The 23,110-nt window shown below is 37.3% G+C and carries 21 protein-coding genes and 1 pseudogene; 2 read left to right on the forward strand and 20 right to left on the reverse strand.

Annotation, left to right across the window (positions count from 1 at the left end; translation table 11 throughout):
* Positions 1–28: 28 nt before the first annotated feature.
* Positions 29–2,398 carry a YhgE/Pip domain-containing protein gene (locus SSAL8618_RS10030; protein ID WP_038676910.1) on the reverse strand — a complete coding sequence of 790 codons (2,370 nt, stop codon included), beginning with the start codon at positions 2,396–2,398 and terminating at the stop codon, positions 29–31.
* Positions 2,399–2,526: 128 nt separating this feature from the next.
* Here SSAL8618_RS10030 and SSAL8618_RS10035 point away from each other — a divergent pair, with 128 nt between their 5' ends.
* Positions 2,527–3,066 (forward strand): TetR/AcrR family transcriptional regulator, encoded by a 540-nt coding sequence (locus SSAL8618_RS10035; RefSeq protein ID WP_038676912.1) that lies wholly within the window; start codon positions 2,527–2,529, stop codon positions 3,064–3,066.
* 74 nt (positions 3,067–3,140) lie between these two features.
* Here SSAL8618_RS10035 and SSAL8618_RS10040 read toward each other — a convergent pair whose 3' ends face one another.
* Positions 3,141–3,503, reverse strand: coding sequence for a DUF1304 domain-containing protein (locus SSAL8618_RS10040; RefSeq protein WP_038676914.1), 363 nt, complete (start codon positions 3,501–3,503; stop codon positions 3,141–3,143).
* A 115-nt stretch (positions 3,504–3,618) separates the two neighbouring features.
* On the opposite strand from SSAL8618_RS10040, the gene SSAL8618_RS10045 reads away from it, so the two are divergent.
* Positions 3,619–3,807 (forward strand): hypothetical protein, encoded by a 189-nt coding sequence (locus SSAL8618_RS10045; RefSeq protein WP_003095232.1) that lies wholly within the window; start codon positions 3,619–3,621, stop codon positions 3,805–3,807.
* A gap of 223 nt (positions 3,808–4,030) precedes the next feature.
* On the opposite strand, the gene rpsD is transcribed toward SSAL8618_RS10045, so the two are convergent.
* From rpsD to yfmF, 18 genes and pseudogenes are all read right to left on the reverse strand, one after another.
* The gene (gene rpsD / locus SSAL8618_RS10050; protein WP_002885833.1) at positions 4,031–4,642 is read right to left on the reverse strand and encodes a 30S ribosomal protein S4; all 612 of its coding nucleotides are present in this window, start codon (positions 4,640–4,642) and stop codon (positions 4,031–4,033) included.
* Between the two features lie 197 nt (positions 4,643–4,839).
* Complete coding sequence (locus tag SSAL8618_RS10055) at positions 4,840–5,142, reverse strand: Veg family protein (protein WP_002885699.1); 303 nt, start codon at positions 5,140–5,142, stop codon at positions 4,840–4,842.
* A gap of 25 nt (positions 5,143–5,167) precedes the next feature.
* Positions 5,168–6,529 (reverse strand): replicative DNA helicase, encoded by a 1,362-nt coding sequence (dnaB, locus tag SSAL8618_RS10060; RefSeq protein WP_002885809.1) that lies wholly within the window; start codon positions 6,527–6,529, stop codon positions 5,168–5,170.
* Between the two features lie 43 nt (positions 6,530–6,572).
* Entirely contained in the window at positions 6,573–7,031 is a 459-nt protein-coding gene (gene rplI / locus SSAL8618_RS10065) for a 50S ribosomal protein L9 (protein ID WP_002885729.1), read from the reverse strand.
* Between the two features lies 1 nt (position 7,032).
* The gene (locus SSAL8618_RS10070; RefSeq protein WP_038676917.1) at positions 7,033–8,997 is read right to left on the reverse strand and encodes a DHH family phosphoesterase; all 1,965 of its coding nucleotides are present in this window, start codon (positions 8,995–8,997) and stop codon (positions 7,033–7,035) included.
* Positions 8,998–9,070: 73 nt separating this feature from the next.
* Complete coding sequence (gene mnmG / locus SSAL8618_RS10075) at positions 9,071–10,972, reverse strand: tRNA uridine-5-carboxymethylaminomethyl(34) synthesis enzyme MnmG (RefSeq protein WP_022496153.1); 1,902 nt, start codon at positions 10,970–10,972, stop codon at positions 9,071–9,073.
* Between the two features lie 180 nt (positions 10,973–11,152).
* Positions 11,153–11,752 (reverse strand): annotated as a pseudogene (locus SSAL8618_RS10080) (MarC family protein); the annotation flags it as partial.
* A 40-nt stretch (positions 11,753–11,792) separates the two neighbouring features.
* Positions 11,793–12,914: a tRNA 2-thiouridine(34) synthase MnmA gene (gene mnmA / locus SSAL8618_RS10085; RefSeq protein ID WP_037611163.1), complete on the reverse strand. Its 1,122-nt coding sequence runs from the start codon at positions 12,912–12,914 to the stop codon at positions 11,793–11,795.
* Between the two features lie 144 nt (positions 12,915–13,058).
* Positions 13,059–14,768 (reverse strand): putative glycosyltransferase family protein, encoded by a 1,710-nt coding sequence (locus SSAL8618_RS10090; protein WP_038676920.1) that lies wholly within the window; start codon positions 14,766–14,768, stop codon positions 13,059–13,061.
* 107 nt (positions 14,769–14,875) lie between these two features.
* Entirely contained in the window at positions 14,876–15,571 is a 696-nt protein-coding gene (locus SSAL8618_RS10095; RefSeq protein WP_048676465.1) for a transglycosylase SLT domain-containing protein, read from the reverse strand.
* Positions 15,572–15,754: 183 nt separating this feature from the next.
* Positions 15,755–16,336 carry an aggregation-promoting factor gene (gene apf, locus SSAL8618_RS10100; protein WP_002885621.1) on the reverse strand — a complete coding sequence of 194 codons (582 nt, stop codon included), beginning with the start codon at positions 16,334–16,336 and terminating at the stop codon, positions 15,755–15,757.
* Positions 16,337–16,636: 300 nt separating this feature from the next.
* The gene (locus tag SSAL8618_RS10105; protein ID WP_022496149.1) at positions 16,637–17,431 is read right to left on the reverse strand and encodes an energy-coupling factor transporter transmembrane component T family protein; all 795 of its coding nucleotides are present in this window, start codon (positions 17,429–17,431) and stop codon (positions 16,637–16,639) included.
* Complete coding sequence (locus SSAL8618_RS10110; protein WP_038676922.1) at positions 17,424–18,266, reverse strand: energy-coupling factor transporter ATPase; 843 nt, start codon at positions 18,264–18,266, stop codon at positions 17,424–17,426. The genes SSAL8618_RS10105 and SSAL8618_RS10110 overlap by 8 nt, the downstream gene beginning before the upstream one ends.
* Positions 18,242–19,072 carry an energy-coupling factor ABC transporter ATP-binding protein gene (locus SSAL8618_RS10115; RefSeq protein WP_038676925.1) on the reverse strand — a complete coding sequence of 277 codons (831 nt, stop codon included), beginning with the start codon at positions 19,070–19,072 and terminating at the stop codon, positions 18,242–18,244. Before SSAL8618_RS10115 ends, SSAL8618_RS10110 begins: the two co-directional genes overlap by 25 nt.
* A gap of 12 nt (positions 19,073–19,084) precedes the next feature.
* On the reverse strand, positions 19,085–19,627 hold the full coding sequence (gene pgsA / locus SSAL8618_RS10120; protein ID WP_002885640.1) for a CDP-diacylglycerol--glycerol-3-phosphate 3-phosphatidyltransferase: 543 nt from the start codon (positions 19,625–19,627) through the stop codon (positions 19,085–19,087).
* 12 nt (positions 19,628–19,639) lie between these two features.
* Positions 19,640–20,497: a helix-turn-helix domain-containing protein gene (locus SSAL8618_RS10125; RefSeq protein WP_022496147.1), complete on the reverse strand. Its 858-nt coding sequence runs from the start codon at positions 20,495–20,497 to the stop codon at positions 19,640–19,642.
* A 58-nt stretch (positions 20,498–20,555) separates the two neighbouring features.
* The gene (yfmH, locus tag SSAL8618_RS10130; protein ID WP_022496146.1) at positions 20,556–21,833 is read right to left on the reverse strand and encodes an EF-P 5-aminopentanol modification-associated protein YfmH; all 1,278 of its coding nucleotides are present in this window, start codon (positions 21,831–21,833) and stop codon (positions 20,556–20,558) included.
* A 1-nt stretch (position 21,834) separates the two neighbouring features.
* Positions 21,835–23,085 (reverse strand): EF-P 5-aminopentanol modification-associated protein YfmF, encoded by a 1,251-nt coding sequence (yfmF, locus tag SSAL8618_RS10135; RefSeq protein WP_038676927.1) that lies wholly within the window; start codon positions 23,083–23,085, stop codon positions 21,835–21,837.
* Positions 23,086–23,110: the final 25 nt, after the last annotated feature.

Below are 23,110 nucleotides of genomic sequence, written 5' to 3' on the forward strand. Positions count from 1 at the left end.
CCAGCTCACATTAGAGCTGGCCTTTAGTTTATTCATTTTCAGACTTTGGTCTATAAATAATAATACCTACAACTACAAAAATAAGTAAGAAAATGAATAACATACGTACTTGATCTGAGATCTGTCCTGTCATTGAAATAGTTTGACGAAGACCTGATACGGAGTAGGACATTGGTAAGAATGGTTGGACGACCTTAAAGAACTTAGGACTAAGTTCAATTGGATAAGTCCCTGCACTAGAACCTAGCTGCAAAAGGAGCATAATCATAGAAGCAAATGCACCATATCTATCATCCCAACCCACAAGGGCTGTAACGAGCGCCATTAAAGTCCATGCTGCAAGGAGAATCATACCAAATGTAGCTAATGGATGATTTGGTTCAACTCCCACAAATCGAATGGCAATATAAAGGGCAATTGCAGACATAGTCGTAATGATACCATTGATAAAGAACTTATTCTTAGCCCAATCAAAACGGCTCGTAAAGTTTCTTCCCGTCAAGCTCTTAGCAAAGATAACATTAGTTGAAAGAGCGACAACCATAAGAGAAACAGAAATCATATATGGAGCCATCCCCACACCATTAGTGTCAACCTTATCCTTATCAGTTTTCTTCTCTTTAAGCGGAGCACTAACCATTTTTGCATTGTCTGAGTTTACAGAAACAAGAGATAATTGCTGATTAGCCTTATTTAATGAATCAGACAATGTAGAAAGGTTAGTTGACAAACTTGTCAATCCATTTGTTAAGGTATTTCCGCCCGTTGCTAATTGTTGAGCACCTGTATTGAGAGCACTTGTACCACTCTGAAGAGTAGCAAAACCAGTCATTAAACTACTACTGTTAGCATCTAGAGTTTGAGCACCACTGGCAATCGTTGACACTGCACCAGTATAAGTTGACAAACCAGTTGAAAGTGCACTTGCACCTGTTGCTAGAGTATTTTGAGCGGTTGATACACCTGAAGCCACTTGAGTTGCTCCTGGTGATAATTGATTGACAAGTACTGAATTGACATTAGCAATATTAGCTTGCATTGATGATACCGTTGATGAAGCTACAGGGAGAAGAGCATTCGCCGAACTTGCAATGCCTGAAATAGACGTTTGTAGAGAAGCCAAACTACCTGAATCTCCGCTACTAGTTGTTGTCGTACCTGTCAAGCTAGATAAAGCAGTTGACATACTTGACACATCAGATGCAATAGTTGAAGCATAACTACTAGCTGTAGAGCCTGCATTACTAATTGCCGATGTAATCTCCGCTTGTTGATCTGCCGTCAAGCTTTGATAAGCAGCTGTTCCTTGTACCGCAGCCAAATCATTTGCTTTATCAGTTGCACTAGCTGTAGCTATAGAGCTAGCTGCAGAAGAAATATTTGAAAGATAAGTCGCTATTGAACTTGTATCTACTGATGTTGTTGATGTTCCACTTGGTAATGATGTGTTACTTACCGCTGTATTAAGATTTTGAATTGCTGTATTTAAATCAGTTAAATTAGTTGACAGGGTTGACAACTGTGCTTGCTGTTCTTCAGATAAACTTGTTGCTGTAGCCATTTGACTGAGCGCTGTTGACAACGAATCTGCACCTGTAACTAAGGTATTCATGGCCTCTGCTCCTGATACAAATTGACCTGCAGCAGAATTAACAGCCTCAGAGTTCGCATTTAACTGTGACAAAGCGCCTGACAAAGTTGCCACACCTGAAGTATAGGCAGACGCGCCTGAACTCAAGGTATCAACACCTGTAGCCAATGTTTGTGTAGATCCAGCAAGAGTTCCTAAGCCATTTGATAAGGTCTGACTCCCAGACTGAAGTGCGCCTGCACCTGCATATAATTGACTAGCCCCATTCGCTGCAGTTCCCATACCACCCTGAAGTTGAGACATACTCCTAAAGACAGCTCCAACATAAGTTGACGTAATATTTTTAGAAACGGTATCCTTTAACTTAGACATGGCAGAATCGCTCATTTTTGAAGAAACGAAGCTATGCCCTGCTGTTGTCTGATAAGAAATTTCAAGTTTCTTAGGATCATTTGTCAAAAGACTTGCTGCATTACTTGAGAGATTTTCTGGAAAAGTGATTACCATATAGTAGTCACCATCATCAATTCCTTTTTTGGCTTCATTTTCAGTCACAAAATGATAGTCTAGATTTTTATTTTTAGACATATTGTCTACCATATCATGACCAATATTTAGAGTTTTATTCTGGAAACTAGCACTCTTATCTTTGTTCACTACGGCTACTGGCAGATGCTTTACATTTCCATAAGGATCCCACATAGAAGATAAAAAGATTAGATTATATAAAGCGGGTATCAATGAGACACCAATAATAGTTATCCAGAGCTTTGGACTTTTAAGAAGCGCCTTTAATTCTGCTAACATATTTCTCCTTTTTAGACATTGTGTTTATTTTTATGATATAATCAATTATAAACTCATTTACATGAAAATCAATGTTAAATAATTAGTTTTTGGACACATAGTCTAAAAGTGTATAAAAGGAGATTTGTATGTCAAAAGATCAAAGGCGAGCTCAAACTAAAAAAGCTCTTTTAGATGCTTTAGTAATATGCTTAAAAGACCAAGATTTCAATGATATTACTACCATTCGTCTGGTTCAAACAGCTGGGATTAGCCGTTCGAGTTTTTATACCCACTACAAAGATAAGTATGAAATGATTGATAGTTATCAGAAAGAGCTTTTCCATAAACTAGAGTATATCTTCGATAAATACGAAGGAAAGAAAGAGGGAGCCTTCCTCGAAATCTTTGAATTTCTTACTCGTGAAAAACTCCTATCAGCTCTATTGTCTACCAATGGATCAAAAGAAATTCAAGATTTTCTGATACATAAACTTCAGCGTATGATAGCTGAGGACTTCATTGTCCCTACTGCTGAAGAAAAATCTCTAAAAGGATTTGAGAAAGACTATGCCAGTATTTATTTTGCACACGCTATTTTTGGTGCTTGTCAAGCCTGGATAAATAAAGGAAAAAAAGAATCCCCCCGAGAAATGACAGATTTTCTTCTACGATTTATTCCACAATAAAACAACTTCAAAAGCATAAAAAGCTGCAAACCATTTCAACAGTTAAAGCAGCTTTTTCTTTTACAATAAAATCTTTAAAATAAGGAAATGATAAGTGAAAGTAAGGTCAAGATTGCGGGTCCACCTTGAGTTAAAATAATTTTCTTATTTGCAGTTATAGCACCATAAACAGCAGCAAAGAAAACATTGAGTACAAAAACAGTTACAAGTAGCTGACTACTTGTGAAAATCCCATACAAGAGGAATACAGCAATCAAACCATTGTAAATCCCTTGATTTTTAAATAAGTTTGTAACAGAATCACGTTGAAGTTCTTCTTTACTCATATTGAAAACACGACTAGTCGTGTCTGAATGTGTCGCAAAAGTTTCCAAATACATGATATAGAGATGCTCCAAAGCAACAATCCCAGCTAAGATTAGTGTAATAATAGACATAGTAGCCTCCTTCTTAAATAACTTTGACAGTATATCAAAAGTAAATTTTTAAAACAACATATATGATTCATACAATTTGAAATATGGTAAAATAAAGAATGAAAGAGAGGTTCTTATGACAAAGACAGAAGTAATCCAACGTCTCCAAAAAGATTTGGGAATTCCTAGATTTCAGGCTTATATAGAGGATAAAGATTACTCCGAAGAGGAGTACGACCAACTAAAAAAAGATTTTGAAAGCTACTTCACCAACTACGTTTCAAACGTTTCAGCAGATTTTGAAGGCGGATTGGATAATAAATAATTTATACCTCAAAATCATCTATCATCATGTTACGAATCCCTTAGTCACTTGTATCAGACTAGGGGTCTTTTTAATATTCGAAAACAAAAAGCCGTCTCATTCTATGAAATGGCTCTAAAATCTATATAAAAGTAAGCAAAAAGGTAAGCAAATTGCTGAAACAGTCTTTTAAAACAAAGAAAAAGCCCATAACAACGGGCTTTTCGATACAATAATCTTAAAATTAAAGCATTTTGTTGTAGAATTCAACGACAAGTGCTTCGTTGATTTCTGGGTTGATTTCATCACGTTCTGGAAGACGTGTCAATGAACCTTCAAGTTTTTCAGCATCGAATGATACAAATGCTGGACGTCCGATAGTAGCTTCTACTGCTTCAAGGATAGCAGGAACTTTAGCTGATTTTTCACGAACTGAGATTACTTGACCAACTTCAACGCGGTATGAAGGGATATCAACACGTTTACCGTCAACAAGGATGTGACCGTGGTTTACGAATTGGCGTGCTTGACGACGAGTAGTTGCAAGACCAAGACGGTAAACAACATTGTCAAGACGACGTTCCAAAAGAACCATAAAGTTGAAACCAAGTGTTCCACCTTTAACTTTAGTAGCTTGTACGAACAAGTTACGGAATTGTTTTTCACCCAAACCGTATGAGAAACGAAGTTTTTGTTTCTCAGCCAATTGCAAACCGTATTCTGAAAGTTTTGAACGGTTGTTTGGACCGTGTTGACCTGGTACGTAGTTACGACGTGCCAATTCTTTACCTGTGCCTGTAAGTGAGAAACCAAGGCGACGTGATTGTTTCCATGATGGACCTGTATAACGTGACATTAATAATGTCCTCCTATAAAAAATATTTTTAGGAAATAACGTTTTAGATAAACCTGATTCGTTCAGAAAGACTTCGCCCAAACAGCAAAGGTTACTTTTCTAGCCGACTTCCTGTTGACGAGCTTCATTTTATCCTGCTATTATTTCACATACTTTAATAGTTTACCACGAAAAAAGGCCCAAGTAAAGGCTTTTTCTTATTTATTTTCGATTTCTGCTTGTTCCTCAGGACTCAAATAACGAATGAGAGTCTTCTCAGTCAAAATATCTGAATAAGTGTAAGATTCAACATAACTATTATTAATAGCTCCTGCTTGGGAACTGAAGTCTTGATATTCAACAATAAACAATGATGGATAAACTTCTGTCAATCGACCAATTTTATTCTTTTCACGTTTACGCCCATTCTCTAGGGTCAATTCTACTAGCTGACCTTCATGCGACTTAATGGCTTCCTTGATGTTTTTCATCTTAGCAACATCTGCAAATGCATCACTCATATATATATCTCCTTAAATCTGAAAATTATGATTCCTCAAACTGAGCAATCGATGAAAATTTATTGTATTCTTTTTGGAATAGTAACTTGACTGTTCCACGCGCACCAGCACGGTTTTTTTCTAGGATAACTTCGATGGTATTATCTTCAATCGCATTTTCTGGTTCTTCACCCTCTTTTCGGTAGTAATCATCACGATACAAGAAGGCGACAATATCGGCATCCTGCTCGATAGATCCTGACTCACGGATATCAGATAAGACTGGACGTTTGTCCTGACGTTGTTCAACCCCACGAGATAACTGACTCAAGGCAATTACAGGAACTTTGAGCTCCTTGGCCAGGATTTTTAACTGTCTTGAAATATCTGAAACCTCTTGTTGGCGATTTTCTGGTCGCGTACCTGTAATCAACTGCAAGTAGTCAATCACAATAAGACCGAGACCACCCTCTACTTCTTGTGACAATTTACGGGACCGTGCACGAATCTCAGTAATCTTTATACCAGGGGTATCATCTATATAAATAGGTGCCTCAGCCAATGCCCCTTGAGCAATCATCACATTATTCCAATCTTGCTCTGTCAATTGACCTGTACGTAAAGCATGGGAATCAATCATCCCTTCAGCTGCCAACATACGATCAACCAAGCTTTCTGCACCCATCTCTAGAGAAAAGACTGCAACAGCTTTATTTTGCTTGGTACCAACATTCTGAGCAATATTCAGCACAAAGGCTGTTTTACCAACTGCGGGACGAGCTGCTAAAATAATTAATTGATCAGGGTGTAAACCTGTTGTAATCTTGTCAAGGTCACGGAAACCTGTCGGTAATCCAGTAACATCTGATGTTTGCTGTGAACGCATCTCCAAAGTATTAAAATTGACATCAAGAACTTCTGATATTTTGCGGAAACCACTACGATTGCTATGCTCTGATACATCAACTAAGGCTTTCTCAGCATTCGCAATAATTTCATCAGATTCAGTAGCGCCCTCATATGCTTGGTTGACAGTCTCTGTCAATCTATTTATAATACGGCGAAGCATGGCTTTCTCAGCCACAATCTTAGCATAGTACTCAGCATTTGCGGATGTTGGGACACTATTGACCAAATCTACAAGATAAGAAATACCCCCTATATTTTGGAGGTCATCTTGGTCATCTAGAATGGTACGTACTGTCGTGGCATCAATGGCATCATTTCGATCCGACAGTGTTACCATTGCTTTAAAAATGACACGATGGGAATACTTGTAAAAGTCGTCTGCTTCGATAAATTCTCGAACTGTAATCAACTTTTCCGGGTTAATGAAAATAGCCCCCAGAACAGACTGTTCCGCTACTAAATCATGAGGTTGCACTCGTAATTCTTGAGCTTCTGCCACAATTATTCCCTCCTTTACAAGATTTACTTATAGTGTCAACGAATTACTCAGCACTATTTTTGATGTTAAGTTTAATTTGTGCACTCACTTCTTTATGAAGCTTTACAGGAACCTCAATTAGACCAATCGCACGAATAGGATGTTCAAGTTCAATATGGCGTTTATCAACTTTAATACCAAATTGTTTTTGAAGTCCTTCTGCAATCTTTTTGGCTGTAATTGAACCAAAAGTACGTCCGTCTGGTCCGACCTTCTCAGTAAATTGAAGTCGATTTTCTTCTTTTTCAAGTTGCTCTTTAACTTGCTTCGCTTCAGCCAACAACTCTGCTGCATGTTTTTCTTCAGATTTTTGCTTACCTTTCAACTCACCGATAGCTTGGTTTGTCGCTTCCTTGGCAAGATTCTTTTTAATTAAGAAGTTTTGAGCGTAACCTGATGGTACTTCTTTAATTTCACCTTTTTTACCTTTACCTTTAACGTCTTGTAAGAAAATAACTTTCATTTTAGTCCTCCTTGGGAGCCAATTCTCCCATAATAGTTTCAATCAATTTATTTTTTGCTTGAGCAACACTACAGTCTCGCAATTGACAGGCCGCTAAGTTGAAATGGCCTCCACCACCCATTTTCTCCATAATACGTTGTACATTAATCGTTTTATGGCTTCGAGCAGATATATTCACAGTAGAATCACTGGTCCTAGCGACAACAAAAGTTGCTTCGATACCTGCCATGGCAAGCATCGTATCTGCCGCCTTAGAAATCACAACATTATTATAACATTTAGGATTATCACCTGAGGCAACAATGATATCATCTGTAATACGCTCACCTGCTAGAATTAGCTCATTGATACGTCGATACTCTTCAAAATCAGTGGCAGAAATCGTTTGGATTTCTCCACTATCACTTCCTAAACTACGCAGATAAGAGGCGACATCAAAGGTTCGACTAGTCACACGAGTTGAGAAATTTTTAGTATCCAACATGATACCTGCCATAAGGATAGAGGCTTGGATTTTACTTAAACGTTCTGGGGCACCTTGGAATTGCAATAACTCCGTAACCAATTCACAGGCTGAACTCGCCCCGCTTTCAATAAAGGTCAAAACAGCATTTTCAGGAAAATCATCATCTCGACGGTGATGGTCTACGACAATAACTTCATTAAATCGATCATAAAAATCCTTAGATAGGGTTAAATTGATCTTAGAATGGTCAACCATAATTAGCAACGAATGTTGGTTTACCAGCTCTTCAGCCTCTGAAAGTGTAATAAGAGGTGACTGACCATCTTCTTTTAACCGTTCGACTGCACGCTCAATATCTGCATTCATAGCCGTATCATCGTAAACAGCATAGCTTTTTCGAACAATTTGACTGGCAAAATGAGCCATACCGACCGTTGCCCCTAGAGCATCCATATCGAGATTCTTATGTCCGACAACAAACACTTTTTCGACTGTTTTCAACTTATCAGAGATTGCAGTCATCATAGCCCTTGTTCTTGTACGAGAACGTTTTACTGTTGAAACAGAACCTCCTCCAAAATAAAGAAGTTCCTTGTGATCATCGTTTTCCTTAACAACAGCTTGATCTCCACCGCGAACTAGTGCGATATTCAGATTCTGCAAGGCAACCTGACCGATTTGATCATGCTTAAGCGTACCAAATGAAATTCCCATGCTCAAAGTTAGTGGTAAACCACGCTCCTGAGCCTGCTGACGGAAATCATCCAAGACAGAAAACTTTTGATCCATGAATTCTGTCAAAACACTGTAGTTGGTGAAGAAGTAAAAACGATCACCTTCAATACGTCGATAATGAATATGCTTGGCCTTAGCAAACTCAGAAATAAACCCTGCCACAAATGTATTGATTTTTGAAACATCGGCATCGGGTAAACTTCCCGTCACATCGTCATAGTTATCAACTGAAATAATCCCGATAACAGGACGAGTCATATTTGGATCAGCATTTTCATCTTGATCATAAACATTGTCAATAAAATATGTCAACTTATTGTCAAAATCCACAAAAGCGGCATATTTATTATCACCAACGGTTATCACATTCGAAGGTGAACCCTTTCGTTTCTGGGAAATAAAATCCGCAATCAACTGCTTATTGAAATTTCCATTTTCATCCGAAAGTACTAGCTTCGCATAGGGGTTGAACCATTCAATATGATCGTTCTCATCAAAAGTAATAACCCCAACAGGCATCTTTCCGAGAAGGATCTTCAAAGAATCTTCAACATCCTGATTCAGTTCATCTAATTGCTCTATTTCTAAGGACTCATATGTTGTCTTTTGGTAATGCAATAAGGCAACAACTACTACCATAATAATAAAAAGCGCAAAAATGAGTGCAGACTCCGATTTTAGTACGCGAACAAAAATAGTAGCAATTCCAAAAAGAATTAGCCCAATCATTACAAGATGAATCGTTGCAAAGTGAAATCTTTTCATATAAAACCTCTTAATCTAACAATTATAACATAAAAAAGCCTTAATTAAAAGGCTTTTAAACGTGTTAGCACCGTTAGTCTACTTTCCTGCGGGCCTTATTATTACCTTCAAGATAAACCATCAAAATTGAGATATCTGCTGGGTTGACCCCTGAAATACGACTCGCTTGACCAATGGTCTCAGGATTGATTTTCTTAAATTTTTGACGAGCTTCGGTAGCAATGGAATCAATAGCATCCCAATCAATATTTTTCGGAATCCTCTTTTCTTCCATACGCTTCATCTTAGCTACTTGATCCAAAGCTTTATTGATATAACCTTCGTACTTGATTTCGATCTCAAGCAACTCTATAATCTTAGCGTCCAAATCTTCTGCAGCTGGGCCCACAAACTGAGTAGCTGTGGCGTAATCAATCTCTGGTCTACGCATAAACTCTTTAGCTGTCATGGCATCTGTCAATGGCTTAAAGCCTAGGGCTTGAATTTTTTCATTCGTTTCTTTAATAGGTTTTAATTTTTCTTTTGACAGACGTGTCAACTCGCTGTCAAACTGATTTTTCTTAATTTCAAAGATACGCCAACGTTCATCGTCAACCAAACCAACTTCTCGACCAATAGGTGTCAAGCGCATGTCAGCATTATCATGACGTAATATGAGACGATACTCTGCGCGTGATGTCAATAAACGATATGGCTCCAAGGTTCCTTTTGTGACAAGATCGTCAATCATTACACCAATATAGGCATCACTACGTTTGAGAATAAGTTCAGGTTTACCTTGAACTTTAAGAGCCGCATTGATACCAGCAACTAGACCTTGACCTGCTGCCTCCTCGTATCCAGAAGTTCCGTTGGTCTGTCCTGCTGTAAAGAGACCTGAAATCAACTTCGTTTCAAGTGTTGCACGTAGTTGATGAGGGAGCACGATATCATATTCAATCGCATAACCAGTTCGCATCATCTCTGCCTTTTCGAGACCTTTAATTGAGTGAATCAACTCTTTTTGAACATCTTCTGGCAGACTAGTTGACAGGCCTTGCACATAGACTTCCTCAGTCTCTCTTCCTTCAGGTTCAAGGAAAAGTTGATGGCGATTCTTATCGGCAAATCGGACAATTTTATCTTCGATTGATGGACAATAACGAGGTCCTACACCCTTGACAATACCTGAAAACATTGGGGCACGGTGTAAGTTGTTATTGATAATATCGTGGCTCTCTTGATTCGTATAAGTTAGCCAACAAGGAATTTGATCCTGAAGATAATCTTCATCCTTCGACAAGAATGAAAAATGATTCGGCTTTTCGTCACCTGGTTGAATTTCAGTTTCTTCGTAATTAATTGATGATGCCTTGACACGAGGAGGGGTCCCTGTTTTAAATCTTCCTATCTCAAGGCCAAGATCCCTCAAGTTATCTGCCAATGTAACAGATGCAAGACTGTTATTAGGACCTGAAGAATATTTGAGCTCACCTAGGATAATTTCACCACGCAAAGCTGTTCCTGTTGTGACAACAACCGCTTTAGCTCCATATTTTTGATTTGTGGCTGTTCTTACACCAACTACCTTACCATCTTCAACAAGAATTTCATCAACCATGGACTGACGGAGAGTCAGGTTTTCCTGACGCTCAACTGTATGCTTCATTGTCATAGCATACAAGGCTTTATCGGCTTGTGCACGTAAAGCTCTGACAGCAGGTCCCTTACCGGTATTCAACATTTTCATCTGAATATAAGTTTTATCAATATTTTTACCCATCTCTCCACCAAGGGCATCAATCTCACGGACAACAATCCCCTTGGCAGATCCCCCAATAGAAGGATTACATGGCATAAAAGCCAACATCTCTAGGTTAATAGTCGCTAATAAAACCTTACATCCCATGCGGGCTGCAGCTAAGCTAGCTTCCACACCAGCGTGACCAGCACCAACAACAATTACATCAAAATTTTCATCAAACTCGTAAGACATTTTTTAGATTTATGCAGTGATTTACAATCAACTGCCCATCCTTTCCTTGTTTTTTCCTACAAAAATAGCCAAAACTCCAGAAAACTGTACGCAAAAACGCACAATTCTCATGAGCTTTGACCATCATGACTATTGTTAAAGTTATTTTATCAAATCAAATCGTTTTGTCAATGAAAATCACTATTTAATCAAGGTCTGAACACTGACGATAATCATCTGTATACCTATGGAGAATAGTAAAAGTCCCATCATTTTCGTTATAATTTTCATCAAATTTTCTCCCAAGAAGCCTGCAATTTGTTTTGCACTTCTTAACAGGAGATAAGTGATGACACATAGTAGAGCAAAAGCAACTACGGTTATCAGTTGATTCTGCAAACCTCCATTAGCCAGACTTAAAGCAGTTGTAATTGTACCTGGTCCTGCAAAAAGTGGCATTGCAAGAGGAGAAATAGCAATAGACATTGGGTCTGAATTTACTGCTTGCTGCTCCATTCCTTTATAGCTAGGTGAATGATTACCATTAATCATATGATAACCGATAACAGCCACTAATATTCCGCCAGCAATTCTGAAAGAAACAATTGTAATTCCAAATACTTTAAAAATGAAATCTCCTGAAAAGATAAAAACAGTTATAATAACAAAGGCAATCAAAAGACTCCTAAAAGCAATTTTTCGTGAAATTTTTTGACTATCATCTGCTACTAAAGCCATGTAAGCAGGAAGATTTGAAATTGGGTTCATTATAGCGAAAAATGCCATAAATGCATAAAAAAAATTGAGAACTCATCGTTTTTACTTAACTCCTTAACTCCAGTTAGATATACTGACAAACTTTTCCGTCTTTATACGCTTGGTCAATAATACCGCCGCCCAAACATTCCTGACCATCATAGAAAACAACGGCTTGACCAGGTGTAATAGCACGCTGAGGTTCAGCAAAAATAACCTCTGCTTTATCACCCTTAACCTTTACAGTAACTTTACTATCAGGTTGACGATAACGGAATTTTGCTGTGCATTCCATTTCAAATTCTTCTGACATATCTCGAGTAAAGTGAATCATTGAAGCGTCAAGTGAAGTTGACATCAATGACTCATGGTGGAAACCTTGACCTACGTAAAGAATATTTTTAGAAAGATCTTTCCCTACTACAAACCAAGGAGCATTATCTCCGCCTTTTTGGCCACCAATACCCATACCACCACGTTGACCAATGGTATAATACATGAGTCCGTTGTGTTCACCCATATCACGACCATCTACAGTCATCATACGACCTTTTTGAGCTGGTAAGTATTGACTAAGAAACTCTTTAAAGTTTTTTTCACCAATAAAACAAATGCCTGTTGAATCTTTTTTCTTGGCTGTTGCAAGACCTGCACGTTCAGCAATCTCACGAACTTCTGGCTTTTGTAGATGTCCTAAAGGAAACATCGTTTTCTGCAACTGCTCTTGCGAAAGTTGACTAAGGAAGTAGGTTTGATCTTTATTGTTATCTGCACCACGCAACATATGGACAATGCCGTCTTCATCGCGAACAACTTGAGCGTAATGTCCTGTAGCCACATAATCCGCTCCCAATGTCATCGCATAATCTAAGAAAGCCTTAAACTTGATTTCCTTATTACACATAACGTCTGGATTAGGGGTACGGCCTGCACGGTACTCTGCTAAGAAATACTCAAATACACGATCCCAGTACTCTTTTTCAAAGTTGACAGAGTAATAGGGGATACCAATCTGATCAGCTACTGCTGCTACATCTTTATAATCTTCGGTTGCTGTACACACACCAAATTCATCTGTGTCATCCCAGTTTTTCATGAAAACACCGATTACATCATAACCTTGCTCTTTTAAAAGTAAGGCTGTTACTGATGAATCAACGCCACCACTCATACCGACAACAACACGTGTTTTTGAATTATCAGTCATAGATAACTCCTCCCATCAAATAAAAATTAACATAGACTTGAAGGGTCTAGTTATTCAAATATCGATTTGAAGGTCGATTTTGAAGCGTAAAAGCACGCAAGCTTAATTATATCATGATTAAAGAATAATGCAAAAAGGTTACCACTAGGCAACCTTTTTGATACTTATTTTTGTGTAAAGCCACTGTAAACCTATTACTACCAAGACTATTATTGGAATCAATAACGCTACAAATAGCCATCCTGGCTCCTTATAACTTAATAAAAGTTTATTTTGTCCTTCTTGTGAGGAAACGGTCGGTGTACCAATCGTTGACAAGTCATAGTCATCCTTGTCTAGTTCTTTACCATTTAGTGTCAAGATAGAATCTTTATAGACAACTATCGGTAGATTCAGTTCCTCCCCTTCAGCAGCCTGCCAAGTTAATACAAGATAACCATCTTCGAGTAGCTTTTCTGCCTTCTGATTCGTAACGATATTTTCGTAATAAAGATCATAAGTGTTCTGCTTACCTATTGTCCCATAAATAGGTACGTAATCTGGTGTGGGTTTGACAACTAAATTTAAAAACTGTGACAAGTCACTGTCATTCATGGTAAGACTTATCGTCTGATAATCTCCTTCAACGTAAGTATGTTTAACAATGGAAATAAGTTCACCATCTTGTGCCGCCGTTTTTACACGATCGGTAGTATCCATCATGTTCTGAATAAGACCAACACCCGCAAAGGCAAAGAGTAAAACAGCAATACTTTTTCGCCAGTTTACAAATCGCGTGACCGTTAACCCCGTAATTGCTAAAAGTAAAATAGTGGCAGGAACAAAGAATCTAAATGGAAATTGAATCAGTTCAGCAAATGTATTTCCATTTTCTACTAGATACTGCCACGGAAAAAGACCTGTCGACAAGAAGAAGAAGACAAAATAAATAAAATGTAGTATTTTTTTCCATCTAGCAAATTTCTTCCAATTCAAAACAGCGTAAAGAAACTGTAAAATGAGTAACACCATTAAAGAAATTGGAGTATATAGCCAGTATCTTGCTGTTCCATCTATCCCATTCTTACCTATTTCTCTATTTATAAATGGATCTAAGAGATGATTAGTCCCTCTCAAATATAGGAGTACTAACCAGACATTGACAGTCAGTAAGAGGAACAAAATGACTGCTATAAGGACTTGTACGAAGGTTTCCTTTTTCTTAGCTATAGGAGACTTTACAAAAGTGTAAAGATAAAAAGGAAGATACATCATCACTAATATCAAAGCACTGAGTACGTGAACCTGAAAAATCAATGCCATAGATAAGGCAAGTCTAATTGGTTCTACTTTTTGATAAAAGACATAGTGAATTGCCGGAATAAAACAAAAAGGTAGTAATGCTGCTCCCCAACTAGAGAAACCCTGACGCATCGTCCAGTATTGGATAGAGAATGTTGTCGCATAGAGTAAACCTAGTGACAAGGCAATGTTTGTCTTAACTTTACACTGCTTGAGCAAGGCATACATTGAGGACTCAGCTAGTATATGTAGTAATACCCTTGACACAATCTGATAACGAAACCAAGTGCGACTTATTAAAATAAGCCCTCCTTGTAAATAGGCAAAAAAAGGACCGTAAAGAGCATTGACAATGCGGCCTGACTGTTGGAATCCATATAAAGATAAAAAGTAAGAAAAGTTACCATTTTTTAGTTGCATAGCAGCTTCATAGAACCTGTTATAGTGAAAGATGGAATCTGAACCTAAAATGACTTTTCTTGTAAATAGTTGTGGTGTAACCAATAACACAGCAAAAGCTATAATAATAAGAGAAACCCACAACTTTTCTCTTAATTTAAAAATTTGTTTCATTGCTATACCTTTCATTCCTATTATAACAAAAAGCTCTATAAAACATATTACCTACATCCAAATTAAAAAGCTGAGAGTATGCTCCCAACTTCTATTAATATTTAATATTAGTAATTCCAAGCTGACAAACCTTGTGCGTTATAGGCATTCAAGGCTGATTGAATTTGATCCTCAACTGTTGCAGTAGAGCCCCATCCAGGCATTGTTTGAAAAAGACCTGATGCACCTGAACCATTTGCTGCAGTATGATCACCATTTGACTCACGCGCAATAATTGACTCCCAAGTTGACTGAGGAACACCAGTAGCTGCTGCCATCTGTGCCGCTGCATAAGAACCAACTTCTCCTGCAGTGTTACCATTTGAGAGAACAACTGACCCGCTACCAGTTGCAGCAACCGAAGGAGCTGTTCCAGTATTTTGAGTCGACGTAGTATCAGTATTCGTTGAAACAGCGCTTGTAGTAGTATCTAACTGAGACTTTTCAGCTGCTTCTACCGATTCTCCTGTTGTTTCTGACTGAGGCTTACTTTCTTCAACCTTTTCTTTGTTAGCTTTATTCTCTTTGCTTGAGCTAATTTCTGTTGATTTAACTAAATCTGCTGTCGATTCTGACGTTGTTGATGCTGTTGAAGGTGCTGGGGTAACAGAATCTGAAAATGCATTAACCAACCCTTTATTAATTAGTGTAGAAAGTGATACTGCCAAAATGACAATAAAACTTGTTACAATTGCTACTGGTACCGCCAATGATTTCTTCGCTGCTAATTTGATACGGCGTCCCTTATAACTTTTTTTTAACATAAATCCCTCCTAGTTAATTCTAGTTACATTCATCATAACTTAGTAATATTACTGCCGATTATTTGTATTATGTCTAATGTTACAATGATTTATCATTTTAATAAAAAAATGCCAAGAATCTGGCATTTTCCCCTTATTTGTATGAGGTTTTACAAGTTTTCCTCATAAGGCAGTAATAATGATTTAGTACCAACCATTAGCATTCCAGAAAGCAAGAGCTGCTGTCCATGAACCATAACGGCTTGCTACATAATTATCTGCTACCTTTTCTTGATTTTCAGGAGACAAGTCTCCGTTCAAATATGATGATGCTAATTGGTAACGTCCATAATATTGCCCATTTTGAGCTGTATAGCTACCGCTTGACTCACGTTGTGCGATTTCTTCTTTGGCAGCTGCCTCTGAAGAAGAAAGATTTGTATTGGTTGCTTGAGTATCTTCACTTTGTGTAGACTCTGTTGATTGTGTTGATTCAGCAGCTGCTTCTGTTGTAGCTGTTGTAGCTGAAGGTTCTGTAGTCTCTTCAGTTGTTTCATTAATTGTTAAGTTTTGACCAATAGAAATCTTATTGGCGTCTTGAATACCGTTTTTTGAAACGATTTCATCTACGGTCGTACCATTTTTCTTAGCAATAGCTGAAAGTGTATCGCCTTTTTGAACTGTGTAAGTTTCTGCATTAGCTAAAGCTGTTGCCCCAAGTGTTGCTACTGTAACAAGTCCAAAAAGACCTAATTTTTTAGTGTTAGATGTATTCTTTTTTTGCATGATGATGCTCCTTTATCTATTTATAGTCCAATCCATATTAGTCAAAGATTTTAAGTTATTTTATTGTTTATGACTAATAGGTAAATCAACTGGCTTACTCTATATAGGGATTTCTCAATCCAGATTAAGCTGAAGAACTATAACCATGTATCTATGATACCTTGGAAATATAACATCCCCTTGTTAGGGATATTAAAAATATTACAAGTAGGTTGGGATTAGACGAAAAAAGAACGCCTACGTGGGCGTCCATCTATAACTTCTAGGTCTTAAGACCTAGTTTTTATTTATCTCAACGAGTTAACTCTTAAGATAAAAAAGCATTAATCCTAAAGCTAAAATAGCAATAATTGATAAGGTATCTCGACCATTCCATGAAAGTCGACGATATTTTGTTCGTCCTTCACCACCTTGATAGCCTCGTGCCTCCATAGCAATCGCCAGAGCATCTGCTCGTTTAAAGCTTGATGCAAACAAAGGAATTAAAATAGGTATTATTGACCGTACCTTTTGAATAATATTTCCTTCACCAAAGTCAACACCACGCGCCTTTTGAGCATTCATAATACGAGTCGTATCATCCATCAAAGTTGGTACAAAACGTAGACTCAAAGATAGCATTAAACCAATTTCATGTGCTGGCACTCTGAAAACAGTAAGAGGTTTTAAAAGTGATTCAACTGCATCAGATAAACTTAAAGGTGTTGTCGTTAGAGTAAGTAGGGTGGAAAAACTAATAATGAGAATAAATCTAAGGAATATCATCCAACCTTGATTTAAACCGACTTCCGTAATCTTTAAAAAGCCGATAGACCAAAGCACACTCCCTTTTGTATTGAAGAAAACTTGAAATAGGGTAGAAAATAAAATAATCCAAATCATTGGTTTGATTCCACCTAAAAAGAAACCAAGTTTTATTTTAGACAAGAAAACCAAGAAAAGTGTAAATAAAGTTATTACAGCATAAGTTAAAGGATTATTAGCCCAAAAGATAATAACAATATAAATCAGCATGGCTAATAATTTACTTCTAGGATCTAATCGGTGTATAAAAGAGTCCCCAACAATATAACGTCCAATAATTAACTTATCCATGCGACACCACCTCTACGAATTCCTCGATTGTAATAGGGAGACTTTCAAAGTGATAACCTTTTTCTTGTAGCTGTAGCGCAAACTCCGTTATTTTAGGAACACCCAACTGCTTTTCTTTAAGAAAAGTAACCTTTTGAAAAACATCTTTAGGAGCTCCCGACAACACTAGTTGCCCTTTTTCCATAACATTCACAGCTGTTGCATAATCGGCAACATCATCCATCAAGTGAGTTACTAAAACAATCGTCATTCCAGAAAGATGTAACTCCTTAAAGAGAGACATCAATTCCTTCCGGCCCTGTGGATCTAGACCAGCAGTCGGTTCATCCAGTACTAAAATATCTGGTTGCATAGCTAGAATCCCTGCGATGGCAACACGTCGCATTTGTCCCCCTGATAAATCAAAAGGATTCTGTCCATGAAACTCTTCTGGGAGTCCAACTAATTTTAGACTTTCAATAGCACGTTGTTCTGCTTCTTCCTTAGAAACTCCGAAATTTTGAGGTCCAAAGGCAACATCTTCTAAAACAGTTTCTGCAAATAACTGACTTTCTGGAAATTGAAAAACTAAACCTACCTTCTTACGAACTGGTTTTATGTCCTTATTCTTTGATTGACTGGTTATGATCGTATCATCAACTTGAACCTGACCACTAGTGGGTAAATAAAGGCCATTCAAGAGCTGCATAATAGTAGATTTACCACTTCCTGTATGTCCAATAAAGGCCGTATATGAACCATCTTTTATCGTCGTCGTCATATCAAAAAGGGCACGCCCCTCAAAAGGAGTACCCGCTTGATAGATATAACTTACATTTTTGAGAGAAATTCCCATAGTTGTTCTACCAATTCCTTTTCTGTCAGATAGTCTTCACAATCTATCAGACCTTTATTTCTTAGCTTTTGAGTTAATAATGCACTAAAAGGGATATCTAAACCTAAGTCAACTAACTCTGAGCCTCTACTAAATAGTTCACGAGGACTTGAAACAGACTCCACTTTACCTTTTTTCAAAACCAAAACACGGTCACTCAAAGCGACCTCATCGAGATCATGAGTAATTGATAAAACAGTCATTCCGTATTCTTTACGAATAGCTTTAATAGATTGAATCAATTCCTGGCGACCTTCCGGGTCAAGCATGCTAGTTGCCTCATCCAAAATCAAAATAGATGGTCTCATAGCTACAATACCTGCGATAGCCACACGTTGTTTTTGGCCTCCAGATAATCTAGCTGGCTCTCTATCCTTAAATTCTGACATTCCCACAAATTCCAGAGCCTCCTGAACTCTTGAAGCCATTTCTTCATAGGGAACACCTTTATTTTCAAGACCGAAAGCAACATCATCTTCAACAGTTGCCCCAACAAATTGATTGTCTGGATTTTGAAAGACCATGCCAATCTTATCACGGATATCCCAGACATTGTCTTCTGTTAATTCTTGACCATCAACAATAATCTGCCCAGACTCTGCCACTAATAGTCCGTCAATAAGACGTGCTGTCGTGGATTTTCCAGAACCATTATGCCCTACAATGGATAACCATTCCCCACGTTTCACGTGAAACGATACATCATCAAGAATATAGGATGGTTGATCTTGATGATATTTAAACTTTAAATTTTTTATTTCAATCATTGATTTATCGTACTATTTGAAAGTATCCTTAAATAAGAAACCTGCACCTTTGAAATAATCATAGCCTGAGTAAATTGTAAAGAACAAAGCAATATAAAGCATAATTGTTCCTACAAAATGCAGATGACACAATAATAGAATAATAGATAACATCTGGGTCACTGTCTTAATCTTACCAGGCATAGCTGCAGCGAGAACTGTACCACCGTTCTCCACTAATAAAAGACGAAGACCTGTGACTGCAAGCTCACGACAGATAATAACTGAAACCACCCAGGCTGGCGCTTGATTAATACCGACTAACATAATAAATGCTGACATCACTAGCATCTTATCTGCCAATGGATCTGCAAATTTCCCGAAATTAGTAACAACATGCCATTTTCGTGCCAAATAGCCATCTAAATAATCTGTAATACTGGCAATAGCGAAGACAACCGCCGCAGCAATATGCATGACATTACTTGACGCAAGTGATGTCATCAGTAAAAAGATAGGAATCAAAACAATTCTAGCAAGTGTCAATAAATTAGGTAAATTTTCTTTTTTAAACATTTCTTCTCGATTCTATTGGATTCTTAATGTGAGGTAGCTAGGTGTATTTTTATCTAATTGAGATAAATCAAGTGACTCCCCATTTACCTTTAGAGTTACTTTTGAAGATTGAGCAATAATAATTTGAGTTGGTTTAGTTTTATCAGAAAAATCTAAAGAGTATTTTGAATTTTTCGTTTTTGAAAGGAGGTAACTCTCTGAAGTATCTGAGTTATCTACTGAAAACCATGTGTCATCACTATCTTTTGATAACTCCACATCTAAAACTACTGAAGAATTTACATTGGAGAAATCAACCATTAGTTGATTGCCTTGAGTTGTCGTTGTAACATTTGCCCCCGAAACGGTAACCTCAGAAATGCTTCGTGACGATTTAGCCTTACTAGCCGTTGACAGATGATTAACTGTAGAGATAGTATTTGGTTTTATCACCTGAGGTTGATTAGAAAGATGTCTAATAATAATATAACCTACTGAGCAGATGATAAGTAACGAAACCGCACTAAGCATTAGTAAAGGTAGATAGTTAGACTTTCTTTTTTCTTCACGTTTATGCTTTAAAAAGCGTGACATGGGAGCTTTAGTAGCTAAGGTATCTTCCTTACGTTCAACTGGTTTCTTCTCTTTTTTTAGTTTTTGCTCATTCTGTCTCTGCTCCTCAAACAGACGTTGTCCATCTAAACCAACTGAAGTGGCATACTTTTCAAGCGCCTCTTGCTGAATGTCCTCTGGCAAAGCTTTAAGTTGATCCATTTCCATAGCCAGAAGAAACTGGGCTTCTACTCCAGAAATTTTTTCTACATCATACAAACTTAATTCCTTTTTTATACGCGCTGCACGTAATTGCTCACCTAGAGAGTGTAACTTCATTTTTCCCCTTTCTAATATTCTTCTTTGTTTTCGTGTCTCTATTATAGCAAATAATCACTTATTTAGGGAAGACAACAAAATCGGTAATCTCCATATTTGAGAGATAGTGATTCAAAAAATCCTTCAACTCCTTGGAAGTAATGCTCATCAGTTCCTGACCAAAATCAAAGTATGTTTTATCATTCTCAAAATACGCTAAATATTGGCTACCTAAATTCTGGACATTGTCTAGACTACGTAAAAATTCACCATACAAAGCTTTTTTTTGTAAATCCAATGCTTCTTCCGTCAACAATCGTTTTTTATCTGCCGATGTCATCACCTGACGAATTAAACTTGACATACGGATCGGTTCTGCAGTGTCCATAGTCATAATGACAAATGAATATCGATTAGATACCTCGTATTCAATTGACACAGACTCGTCTATTTTTCCTTCAGCATACCAATTTTGATAATAAGGAGACGTCCAGCCAAACAGTAAATTGAACAATAACTGTACCAGTATGTTTCCTCTCATACGATTATCAGTAAAAGGAACACTCTTAAAACCAATGGCTAGTTTTGAGATGAATATCTCCATTTGAAGACTATCTAATTTTTGGATATCTGACTCAATGAGATGCTTTTCTTTCTCGACTATTCTCTCAGGTGGTGTAAACTTACTTTGTTTTTCATTGACAAAAGTGTAAATGTTTTCAACATCAAAATCGCCCACTAAGACGAGATGACAGTTTGCTGACCTGTAAAAGCAATCAAAATTATCTTTTAAGTCCTTTACAGTAATTTCTTCAATGCTATCAACACTTCCAGCAATGTCTTGACCTAATATAGTATTAGGATACAAACTTTGCAAACAACCTAGATAAGCTCTGTAGTCAGGATCATCCTGATACATATTTATTTCTTGTTCAATAATTCTTTTTTCATGATTGACAGCATCTTCAGAACTTGTAAATCTCGATGTAAACTTTAATAAAAGCTCTAAAGACTCCTCAAAGTGGTCAAGGGTAGAAAAATAATATGTTGTCTTCTCCAATGTTGTAAAAGCATTGACATCAGCTCCAAGCTTGACAAAATCCAATGTCACATCCCTTCCCTGCTCATCCTCAAATAGCTTGTGTTCAAGAAAATGAGCAATACCTGCAGGGTAAGATTGTAACTCACCATCAATATAGAAGTGATTATCTAGCGCCCCAAAATTTGTTGACAAAAAGGCGGCTTTTTCTACAAATCCTTTTTTCTTAATGATTGATAAAGACATACCACTATCTAAAATTGCTGAATAAACTTCTTCATCAATTTTTTGATAATAACGTTTCTTCAAAGCAGCCATTCTAAGACACTCCTTCTAAAAAGAACAAACTCTGTAGCTTAACTTGACGCGCTACACGGCAAACATCTTTTTTAGTAATCTTCTCAATCTCATCTATCCAATTCTCCAATGAAAGACTTTTATCACCAAAAATCACCTCATTAAAACGTTGTTCCACTAATGTTAAGGCATGATCTTCAGAGAGTAGGGCATTCATTCGTATGATTTTTTTGGTTTGATTCAGGAGAGAACTTGAAAAACGTCCTAATTTAATGTAATTCAACTCTCTACTAATTCCTCGCATAGCCTGATTTCTATTAGATTTTTCAATTCCAGCGTAAACTTCCAGTAAACCTGTAAAGATATCAAATTGGCTACTAATTGAATAAGCTAACCCTTCCTTTTCTCTAAGTGTTGTAAATAAAGCTGAATGGGCAAATTCACCAAACATGGCATTGAATACAATTAAAGCAAAGTAATCTTTATCTCCATATTGATACGGAAATTGGTACCCTAGCTGTAAAATAGATTGACTACTCTGTCTCGGTTCTATCTTTTCTTTCACAACGTTGACATAAGGTTGACTATAGCTAAACTGTAAATCAACTTGACGTCCCTCCAAAGGAAAACGATGTAACGCTTGGAGTACTTGATAATCATCAAATTCTCCAACCATAAAGATATCAATACGATCTCTTGTCAACATGCTTTGAAATTCTTGATAAGCTGTAAACGAGGTTTCTGCTTCAACAAGTTCTGGTTGGCCATATTTGGGAACCTTCAATCCCTCGTTTACAAAATAAAGCTCTCTTCCCTTAACTTCACTGTAATAGTAATTATTCTCTGTGTCGACATCCAGGTAGGTCATTAAATTTTGTTTTTCTATTTCAAATACTTTATTTTGGTATTGAGCTACTCTTGACAGCGGCTTGTAAAGACACTCTTTCAAAAATCCTAGCACTTCCCAAAATAATCCTTCATTCGTAGGGATAAAAGCATCTTTCAGATATGTCAACTCGATGTCAACGCTATGTGTCAATCCTTTAGTTGACACTCTAGTTGACAACTGTGTTCCATAAAGAGAAGCTAGTCTCTCTTTAAAAGACTGTACTGTTGGATACGTCTGATTGGCTGTAGCCAACATTTGTGAAACTAGGGCTCGTTTAGCAATTGTTTGTTTATTCAAAGAACCTGTCATTCGAAAAACAATACGATTAGTTTTATATTTTTGTGTTGGAATGAAGTGTACATAGACACCATCAGCAATTTTCATTGATAACCTCTAAAAAGTTTATGCT

The organism is Streptococcus salivarius, assembly GCF_000785515.1.
Taxonomy (GTDB): Bacteria; Bacillota; Bacilli; order Lactobacillales; family Streptococcaceae; genus Streptococcus; species Streptococcus salivarius.